Source organism: Methylobacterium aquaticum (genome assembly GCF_001043915.1).
Classification (GTDB): Bacteria; Pseudomonadota; Alphaproteobacteria; order Rhizobiales; family Beijerinckiaceae; genus Methylobacterium; species Methylobacterium aquaticum.
Genome location: NZ_LABX01000120.1, coordinates 1 through 9,465 on the forward strand (window position 1 = coordinate 1; position 9,465 = coordinate 9,465).

The 9,465-nt window shown below is 67.9% G+C and carries 11 protein-coding genes; 10 read left to right on the forward strand and 1 reads right to left on the reverse strand.

Features of this window, described 5'->3' with window-relative positions:
• The 5 genes from VP06_RS16010 to VP06_RS16030 all read left to right on the forward strand — a co-directional run.
• The coding region (locus VP06_RS16010) for a substrate-binding domain-containing protein (RefSeq protein ID WP_156295635.1) at window positions 1–1,166 on the forward strand (1,166 nt) is incomplete at its 5' end.
• Window positions 1,111–1,938: a 3-oxoadipate:acetyl-CoA acetyltransferase gene (locus VP06_RS16015; RefSeq protein ID WP_048464783.1), complete on the forward strand. Its 828-nt coding sequence runs from the start codon at window positions 1,111–1,113 to the stop codon at window positions 1,936–1,938. The genes VP06_RS16010 and VP06_RS16015, both read left to right, overlap by 56 nt.
• 175 nt (window positions 1,939–2,113) lie before the next feature.
• Window positions 2,114–3,022 carry an amidohydrolase family protein gene (locus tag VP06_RS16020; protein WP_082167427.1) on the forward strand — a complete coding sequence of 303 codons (909 nt, stop codon included), beginning with the start codon at window positions 2,114–2,116 and terminating at the stop codon, window positions 3,020–3,022.
• Between the two features lie 14 nt (window positions 3,023–3,036).
• Window positions 3,037–4,347 (forward strand): MFS transporter, encoded by a 1,311-nt coding sequence (locus VP06_RS16025; protein WP_048464784.1) that lies wholly within the window; start codon window positions 3,037–3,039, stop codon window positions 4,345–4,347.
• A 33-nt stretch (window positions 4,348–4,380) separates the two neighbouring features.
• Entirely contained in the window at window positions 4,381–4,995 is a 615-nt protein-coding gene (locus VP06_RS16030; protein ID WP_245291194.1) for a glutathione S-transferase family protein, read from the forward strand.
• A gap of 621 nt (window positions 4,996–5,616) precedes the next feature.
• Here the strand turns inward: VP06_RS16030 and VP06_RS16035 are convergent.
• Window positions 5,617–6,180 carry a TetR/AcrR family transcriptional regulator gene (locus VP06_RS16035; RefSeq protein ID WP_048464785.1) on the reverse strand — a complete coding sequence of 188 codons (564 nt, stop codon included), beginning with the start codon at window positions 6,178–6,180 and terminating at the stop codon, window positions 5,617–5,619.
• Between the two features lie 106 nt (window positions 6,181–6,286).
• Here VP06_RS16035 and VP06_RS16040 point away from each other — a divergent pair, with 106 nt between their 5' ends.
• The 5 genes from VP06_RS16040 (at window position 6,287) to VP06_RS38150 (ending at window position 9,123) form a co-directional block, all read left to right on the forward strand.
• The gene (locus VP06_RS16040) at window positions 6,287–6,907 is read left to right on the forward strand and encodes a cysteine hydrolase family protein (RefSeq protein ID WP_048464786.1); all 621 of its coding nucleotides are present in this window, start codon (window positions 6,287–6,289) and stop codon (window positions 6,905–6,907) included.
• Complete coding sequence (locus tag VP06_RS16045; RefSeq protein WP_048464787.1) at window positions 6,907–7,515, forward strand: cysteine hydrolase family protein; 609 nt, start codon at window positions 6,907–6,909, stop codon at window positions 7,513–7,515. Before VP06_RS16040 ends, VP06_RS16045 begins: the two co-directional genes overlap by 1 nt.
• 3 nt (window positions 7,516–7,518) lie before the next feature.
• Entirely contained in the window at window positions 7,519–8,136 is a 618-nt protein-coding gene (locus VP06_RS16050) for a cysteine hydrolase family protein (protein ID WP_048464788.1), read from the forward strand.
• Window positions 8,133–8,705, forward strand: a complete 573-nt coding sequence (locus VP06_RS38145) for an alcohol dehydrogenase catalytic domain-containing protein (RefSeq protein ID WP_245291195.1) — start codon at window positions 8,133–8,135, stop codon at window positions 8,703–8,705. Before VP06_RS16050 ends, VP06_RS38145 begins: the two co-directional genes overlap by 4 nt.
• 70 nt (window positions 8,706–8,775) lie before the next feature.
• Window positions 8,776–9,123 carry a zinc-binding dehydrogenase gene (locus VP06_RS38150; protein WP_245291196.1) on the forward strand — a complete coding sequence of 116 codons (348 nt, stop codon included), beginning with the start codon at window positions 8,776–8,778 and terminating at the stop codon, window positions 9,121–9,123.
• Window positions 9,124–9,465: the final 342 nt, after the last annotated feature.

The following is a 9,465-nucleotide window of genomic DNA, read 5'->3' on the forward strand; positions in this document are numbered from 1 at the left end:
ACGTGCTGCCATTCCGCATAAACTTGAAATATACTGATGTCACCCTTTCCGAACGGACTCTGAGCTCGATCTCGATATCCAAAGCCACCGCCGCAGAGCGGATCATTCTTAAAATCTGCCCGTTCGCCGCCGCGATCGACCCGCCTGTTTGCTCAAGACAGGTGCTACTGCCGTCAGGCCCGGTGTTGCAGGTTTCGACACAGTACAATGCGACAAGGGAGGAGAGCATGACCTCATCCAAGGCTGGTAGCGCCGCCGCACTGGGTCTCGCCGCCATGATGCTGGCCACCGGGGCCGCGAATGCGGGCGAAATCCACGTCCTGGTGTCGGGCGCCTTCACGGGCGCCTTCAAGACCATCGCTCCTCGCTTCGAGAAGGAGACGGGCCATACGCTCTCCTTGAGCTGGGGGCCGTCCTTCGGAACCACCAAGGATGCGCTGCCGGTCCGCATTGCGGCCGGCCAGCCGGCGGACGTGCTGCTGATCGTCTCCAGCTCCCTCGACAAGCTCGTCTCCGAGGGCCGCTTCACCCCAGCCTCGCGGACAGACGTGGTGCGCTCGCGCATCGGCGTCGGGGTCAAGGCGGGCGCGGCAAAGCCGCCGATCGGCACGGTAGTCGAATTGCGCGACACGCTCCTAGCGGCGCCCTCGATCGGCTACTCGGAGGGCGCGAGCGGCGTCTTCGTCTCGACGGAGCTGGTGAAGCGTCTCGGGATCGCCGATCGGGTCGCGAGCAAGATGCACAAGGTCACCGGCGAGCTGGTCGGCGAGGCGATCGCCCGTGGCGAGGTGGCCCTCGGCATCCAGCAGGTGAGCGAGCTGCGCACCGTCGCCGGGGTCGACCTGGTCGGGCCGGTGCCGGACGAGGTCCAGAACGTCAGCACCATGACGGCGGCGATCTCCGCGGGCGCGAAGGACCAGCAGGCGGCCCGGGCCTTCGTCACTTCCTGGCCACGCCCGAGGCCTGCGAGGCCCTGGAGCGGAGCGGCCTCGACCCCGTGTCGGCTCCGACGTCTGCGTCGACGCGCTGACGACCGATCCGGCCGGTTCCGGGCGCTCCGCGACGCCGCATGGGCGCGGAGCCGGCCATCCAGCACGAGGAAGCACGATCATGAATTCCGTCATCGCGGTCGCGATCACCGGCTCGGTGCCGCGCAAGAAGGATAACCCGGCGGTACCCACCACCGTCGACGAGCAGATCGAATCCACCCACCAGGCCTTTGAGGCCGGCGCCACCCTCGTCCACATCCACGTCCGCAACGACGACGAGTCGCCCTCCTCCGATCCGGACAGGTTCGCGGCGGTGCAGGAGGGCGTGCGCAAGCACTGCCCCGGCATGATCGTGCAGTTCTCGACCGGCGGGCGCGGCCGCGACCCGAGCGCGCGCGGGCTCTCGCTGGTCCACAAGCCCGACATGGCCTCGCTCTCAACCGGCTCGGTCAACTTCCCGAGCATCGTCTACGAGAACCACGCGACGCTCGTGAACGACCTCGCCGGCTCGATGCGCACCCACGGCATCCGGCCCGAGATCGAGATCTTCGACCTCTCGCACATCCACGGCGCCAAGCGGCTGATCGAGGAGGGGCTGATGGACGCCCATCCCCACGTGCAGTTCGTGATGGGCGTGAAGAACGCGATGCCGGCCGACGAGCACCTGCTCGACATCCTGCTCGCCGAGACCAAGCGGGTCATCCCGGGCGCGACCTGGACCGCCGCCGGCATCGGCCGCGAGCAGGCCCGCGTGATGGGCTGGGCGCTCGCCCGCGGGGCCGACGCGGTGCGTACCGGGCTGGAAGACAACATTCGGGTGACCAAGGACCGGCTGGCGGTGAGCAATGCCGAGCTGGTGTCGCTCGCCGCCGAGATGGTGACGCGGGACAACCGCAAGGTCGCGACGCCGACCGAGGCGCGCGCCCTCCTGCGCCTGCCCGCGGCCTGACCGGGGGCCGCCCATGCATCATTCCAGGACCGACCCTTCCGACGCGGACCGCTCCAAGACGGACCGGACCGCAACCACCCGACGGACCGCCCTGATCGGTTCCGTCCTGGCCGTGCTGGCCCCGAGATCGAGCCGCGCCGCCGAACAGGCGGCCGAACAGAAAGACCGGACCCTCATGTCGAGCACCGCGACCGCCACGAAGCACACAGTCTCGCAGCAGCCGGAGGGGCCGCCGCCGGTCGCCCAGCTCCGCAAGCCGGCACTCGCCCTGCCGGCCGGCGCCTGCGATTCCCACTGCCACATCTACGGCCCGTTCGACCGCTTCCCGCTGCCGGCCGACCGCAGCTTTACGCCGAACGAGGCGCCGGAGACGGCGCTTCGCCGGATGCACGAGGCGGTTGGTATCGCCCGCGCGGTGATCGTGCAGAGCCAGGGCCACGGCTTCGACCACCGGCCCCTGCTCGACGCCCTAGCAAGCGGACAAGGCCGCTATCGCGGCGTCGCACTCGTGCGCCCCGACACCCCGCCCGAGGAGATTGCGCACTTTGCCAAGGCCGGCATCTGCGGCTCGCGCTTCAACTTCATGGCCCATCTCACGGGCCGGCTCTCGCCGGACGCCATCAACGCGGCGATCCGTCTGATTCAGCCCCACGGCTGGCACACCGAGATCCATGTCGGCGGCCGGCAGCTCGTGGAGGAGGAGACCTTCATCCGCACCATCGAGACGCCGGTGGTGATCGACCATATGGCCCGCCTCGACATAGCCGAGGGGCCGGACGGTCCGGTCGCGGGTGCCCTGAAGCGGCTCCTCGATACAGGGAGGGTGTGGGTCAAGCTGAGCGGCCCCGAGCGCCTCTCGAAGACAGGCATGCCTTTCTCCGACGTCGTGCCGCTCGCCTCCGGCCTCGCCCGCCACGCGCCCGAGCGGGTGCTGTGGGGCAGCGACTGGCCGCACGTCAACCTGCACGGGCCGATGCCCGACGACGGCGACCTCGTCGACTTCATCGGAGCGATCGTGCCCGACGAGGCGAACCGTCGGCTCCTGCTCGTCGACAACCCGAACCGCTTCTTCGGGTTCGCCTGAGGCCGGAGGATCCGATGACGACCGCCACCGCCACGCTCGCGACCGTCCCGGCCGCGACCACCGCCGAGGCGCTGCTCGCCAGCGCGACGCGCAAGACCCTCGTCCGGCTGATCCCGATCCTCGCGATCGCCTACTTCTTCAACTACATCGACCGAACCAACGTCGGCTTCGCAGCTCTGACCATGAACCGCGATCTCGGGCTGACCAACGCCCAGTTCGGGGCGGCGGCCGGTCTGTTCTTCGTCGGCTACTGCCTGCTCGAAGTGCCGAGCAACCTGATCCTCTACCGGGTCGGCGCGCGACGGTGGCTGGCCCGGATCATGATCTCCTGGGGCCTTCTGTCGGCGGCAACCGCCCTGGTGACGGGGCCGACGAGCTTCTACGTGTTGCGCATCCTCACCGGCGCGGCCGAGGCGGGCTTCTTCCCGGGCGTGCTGTTCTACCTCTCGACCTGGTTCCCGGCCCAGAGCCGCGTCCGGGTCTTGTCGTGGTTCCTGGTGGCGATCCCGCTCTCCTCGGTGGTCGGCGGCCCGCTCTCGGTCGGCCTCCTACAGCTCGACGGCCTCCTCGGCTGGAAGGGCTGGCAATGGCTGTTCGTGGTCGAGGGCCTGCCGGCCTGCATCATGGGCGTTCTCACCCTGATGTTCCTGCGCGACACGCCAAAGGAGGCGACCTGGCTGACGACGGAAGAGCGCGGCGCCCTTATCGAGGCGCTGGAGCGCGAGAGCACGAGCCGGCCGCGCAAGGACTTCCTGGCGGCCTTGCGGGACGGCAAGGTGTGGCTCCTCACCGGCATCCTGTTCAGCTACTGGCTCGGCATCAATGGCATCGCGATCTGGCTGCCCCTGATCCTGAAAGGTCACGGCCTTTCGACGGTGGCGATCGGCTGGCTCTCGGCCGTGCCATACCTCGTCGCCTCGGTGGCGATGATTGTCTGGGCTCGTTACATGGACCGGACCGGCCGGCACCTCGCCAATCTCGCGGCGACCTGCCTCGTTGCCTCAGCCGGCTTCGTGATCTCGGTGATGTTCGGCTCCCTGATCCCGGCGATGATCGGCATCACTTTCGCGGTGATCGGCTTGAGCTCGGCGCGGCCGGCCTTCTACAGCCTGCCCTCACGCTACCTCGCTGGCGCGGCGGCGGCGGGCGGCATTGCCTTCATCAACGCGGTTGGCAGCTTGAGCGGCTACGTGGCGCCCTGGATCATGGGGGTGCTCAAGGGCGCCACCGGCTCGTTCAATGCCGGCCTCCTCGGGCTCGCGGCGATGCTGGTAGTGTCCGCCTCGCTGACGGGCGTCCTCAGTCTCGTCACCCGGGAGCGATGACGAGAGGCCAGACCCAGCTCAGCGAGAACGACGATGCCGATGATTCTCCACTGGTCGCCACGATCTCCTTACGCCCGCAAGGTCATGATCTCGGCCCATGAGCTCGGCCTCGTCGACCGGATCGAGTTTCGCAATACCCTCGTGGCGATCGGCCGGCCGAACCGGGACTTGATGGCGGACAATCCCCTGAGCAAGATCCCGACACTCGTTCTCGAGGACGGCACCGTCCTCGTCGACTCTGGCGTGATCGTCGAATACCTGAATGCTTTGGTCGGAGGCGGCCTCGTTCCTGCCGCCGGGGCGGGACGCTGGACGATCCTGAGCCGGCAGGCCCTGGCCAACGGCCTCATCGACGTCCTGAACCTGTGGCGCAACGAGCGATCTAAGCCGCCTCAGCAGCAATCGGCGGAGTGGCTCTCGGCCTTCGCCGAGAAGACGGCAGCGACGGTCGACCGCTTCGAGCGGAGTGCCGGAGCACTCGGTGCTGGGGAGTTCGGCATCGATCACATCGCCCTGGGCTGTGCGCTCGCCTACGCCGATTTCCGCTTCTCCGACCTCAACTGGCGCGAGCGGCGCCCGGCCTTGACGGCCTGGTACGATGCATTCTCGGAGCGTCCCTCGGCCAGGGCGACCCGGCCGTTCGAGTGAACAGTACTTACGTTAGGACATTTTCGTGGCAGGTCGGCGCCGCCGTTCTTGCTGCCGTCGCGCGACCGGCCTGCGCGGCCCAATCGGCTTCGCGGCCGGGGGCGATGGGAGCGCCGCGTGGTACCCGGTGAGTCGCCGCGGGCTATTTTGCGGCCGGGGCCGGCCTCGGGCTCCCTGCTGCTCCTCGCCATCGTGCCGGTGATCCGGCCGATGAAGGCGCTCTTCATCGCCAGCTACTACGTCAACAAGGCCGAGGAGAGCCGCTTCGCAGCGCCCCCGGCGTCTGAGGGCCGCGCCCATCCGGTCAAAGGAGTTCCCCTCACAGGATACGCAGGCATCAGCCGCCTGCATCGTCGGCTCGCTCTTCGAGGGGCTGGTCGGACCCCTGGCCTCCGACACGCTGTCCACCGATGAGGACCGTCAGAACCAGGCCAAGTCCATCGTTGGCTTCTGCCTGCGTGGGGTCGGGAGCAAGCACATCGTCGCGTAACTCCCATCGTCCATGCACGACAAGCTTGGGCCCGCCGCGCAACCCGGCAGAGTTCGTGGCTCAGCGGGATGGACCGTCCCGCGCCGGCGAGACATCCAACGCTGCATAGTGCGGGAGCTCAGGTAACCGAACTACTTGGCGGCATCCAAGACCGCCTTCTTGATCTCCTTCGTCCAATCCGCCTCGCCGGACGCCCGTCCGAGCATGTTCGCCCCCACCATCGCCGCGAACAGCAACCGCGCCCGATCCTCGTCCATGGTCTTGCAGGCCTTAGTCAGGAAGGTCTCGTAGAGCGCGCCGGCGCCGTCGGCATAGGCCGAACGCAACGCGCCTCCCTCGTGGCTCCGCGCCGCGTCCTCGCCATGGCCCTGCATCGGGCAACGATGCTCAGGTGGCTGGACCGACAGGTAGTAGTCCACGATGGCCGGGATCGATGACCCATCGTTCCCGGCGCCGTCGCCGGCCGGCCGCGCCCAGGCAGCCTCCACGGCCGCGAAGCCGGCATTCCAAGCCTCGCAGGCCAACGCCTCCTTGGTGGCGAAATGCTTGTAGAACCCGCCCTGGGTCATCCCCGCGGCCTTCATCACGTCCGCGATGCCCACGGCATCGTAGCCGCGGCTGCGGAACAGCTCGCTCGCCGCCGCGACGATCCGCTGCCGGTTCGAAGCCACCTGTTCCTTGCTCGAACGAGCCACTGTCGATCCCCGAAATGGAGGTTGACCGAACTCTAATCGTTGAATAGAGGTCGGTCAACCGCTATTTGCTGCACGATGCAAGCCACGGTGACGTTGGACCCGACCCATGGGCTATGATCCGTCGACGACCGCCATCCTGCTGGTGGACCCGTATAACGATTTCCTGAGCGAGGAGGGCAAGGTGTGGCCCCTGGCCAAGCAGGTGGCCGAAGAGGTCCACCTGCTGGATAACCTTCGCAGCGTCGTCGCGTCGGCCCGGACAGGCGGGTTCAGGATCTTCTTCGTTCCCCATCACCGCGCCGAGCCGGGCGACATCGCCGATTGGCTGCATCCCACGCCGTATCAGAAGCTGATCTCGGAGCACCAGAGCTTCGCCAAGGGAAGCTGGGGCGGCACGTTCCACGACGATTTCCAGCCACAGCAGGGCGATGTCGTGGTCCACGAGCACTGGCAGTCCAGTGGCTTTGCGAACACCGATCTGGACCAACAGCTGAAGCAGCACGGCATCCGCAGCATCGTGCTGATCGGCATGGTCGCGAACACCTGCATCGAGGCGACGGGCCGGTACGGCAGCGAGCTCGGCTATCACGTCACGCTGGTGAAGGATGCCACCGCTGCGCTCAGTCACGAGGCCATGCACGCGGCGCACGACATCAACGGGCCTACCTACGCTCACGCGATCCTCACGACGGATCAATTGATCGCTCAGCTTCGAGGGCAGAACTGATGAACGCCGAGACCACCGCGCTGGTCCTGGTGGACCCCTACAACGACTTCCTGGCCCGCCGGGGCCAGGCTTGGATGATGACCAGGGACGTGGTCCTCTCGAACGGGATGATCGACAAGGCACGGTCCATCCTTGAGGCCGCGCGTCGGCGCGGGATGACCGTCGCGTACGCCCCGCACCATCGCTGGCGTCCGAACGGCCTCAAGGGACGCAAGTACCTGCATCCGACCCAGTTCATGCAGGAGAAGTCCCACATCTTCGCGGAAGGCAAGTTCGGGGGCAGGTTCATCGCCGAGCTCGCCCCGGCGGACGGCGACGTCATGTCGAGCGAACATCTCTGTTCGAGCGGCTTCGAGGGCACCGACCTTCATGCCCAGTTGCTGGGCCGCGGGATCACCCACCTCGTCATCATCGGCATGATCACCAATTCCTGCATCGAGGCGACCGCCCGCAGCGCCGTGGACCTCGGCTACCACGTCACCCTGGTGACCGATGCCGTCGCCGCTTTCTCACCCAACGAGCATGACCTCGCGATCCGCGAGACCCATCCCCGCATCGGGCACGTGGTGACCGATACGTCGAGCCTGCTCGAAACCCTAAGGTCCTGACGGATGCGCAATAGCTTACTGAACGCCGCCACCGGCTGGTACGTCCGGCGGGGCCTACGCACCTACCACCGCTACCCGGCAGACAAGACGGCCGTCTTCCTCGTCGACGTGCAACGCGCGTTCGTCGGATCGGGGCAACCTCTCTCCGGGTCGTTGGCCGAACTCGCGCGGTGGGCGCGGTCGAGGGGGTTCCTGGTGGTCCATGCGCCGATTGCGGTGGATGCCGGCGCAGCCTTCAAGACGCCCGCGCATCGCCAGATCGAACGCGCCCTCTCAACGCAAGCCGATGCGCCCGAGCTCGCGTCCGCCCTCGGGCCGTCGCCAGACGATGTCGTGTTGCCGGCGCGCAAGACCCTGAGCGTATTCGGTCTGCCGGAGGTCGACGCCCTGATCGAGGCACGCGGGCTGGAACATCTCATCCTGGCCGGGCCCCTGGCGGACCTGACGGTCGATTCCTCCCTGCGCGACGCCGCGCAACGCGACCTTCACACCACGGTGGTGAGCGACTGCCTCGCGGCATCGACGCCCGCGGCCCTGGAACTGGAAGTCCGCCATACGATGCCGCGCTACGCCCATCTGGTCACCGAACTTGATGACCTGAAGCGACGGATCGGCGGATGACCGATCCGAGGATGGCGTGCTTCGAGGGCGACGCCTTCGGCTCACCCGACCTCTTCAAGCTGGTCGAACGGCCAGTCCCGGTACCGGCGCCCCATCAGGTCCGCATCCGCATCGAGGCGACCGCACTCGGCTTCGTGGACGGGCTGATCGTCCAGGGGCGCTATCAGATCAAGCCTCCGCTTCCTTACGTCCCCGGCGGCGAGATCGCCGGGGTGGTGGACGCCGTCGGCTCCGCGGTCCGTCACCTCGGCGTCGGCGACCGCGTCGTGACCTGGCAACTCGGAGGCGGCCTCTCCGGGTACGCCGCCGTGGCCGCCGACGAAGCCGAGGCGGTCCCGGCGGACCTACCCCTGGCGAGCGCCGCCGCGATGCTGGTCGACTACCAGACCGCGCACTACGCCCTGTTCGAGCGCGGGCGCATCCTGCCCGGGGAGACGGTCCTGATTTCGGGTGCCGCGGGCGGGGTCGGCTCGGCGGCGATACAGCTTGCCGCGCGGGCGGGAGCCCACGTCGTGGCCCTCGCCTCGACCCCGGAGAAGCGTGGGTTCGCCCTCGCCCTGGAGGCGTAGACCACCATTGATCCGGGCAGCGAAGATATCCGTGCGGTGATCAGGGCCGCCGCGCTGCGCGGGGTGGTCGATGTCGTCGTCGATCCAGTCGGGGGGCGCGAACTTCGAGAGCCTGTTCCGATCCCTCGCCAAGGATGGGCGTCACCTCGTGGTCGGTTTTGCCGGCGGCGCCATCCCCGCCCTTCCGGCGAACCTCCCCCTATTGAAGAGCGCGGCGCTCGTAGGCGTCGAGATCAGGCACTTCCTGGCATCGAGGCCGCGGGAGGCCCAAGTCGTCCGGACGGCCCTATTCGCCGACGTCGCCAACGGTTCTCTGGCACCGCCGCGGGTCGCCCCGTTCCGCCTCGCCGAGGCGAAGGACGCACTGGAGGCTCTGGCGCGGCGTGACAGGATCGGCAAGGTCGTGGTCTCTTCGTGAGTATCGCCGGCCCCTTGGCCAGTCGGGAGGGGATGTCGGGGCGGCCGTACGATGGCTCTCGCCTGACCGGGCCGCGAAGTCATTAATCGCCGTCGTGTGCCGTGATGCCTTGAGGCACCCGCGGCAGGGCAGCCGGCCGACGCGTCGAACCAACGGTCGGCGACGAGGAAACGGGGGCGAACGCGTTGAAAATCCTTCGAGGGCATCATCGCCGCGCCTGACGCGACCAGCCCTGCCATCGTGCGCAGGTCATCCGGTTGGCGCGGGTCGGACGCAATGCGCTCGGCGTCCACCTGTAGCCGCCGGTTGCAAGCTTTCGCCGCTAGAGCGTTTTCCGTTCAT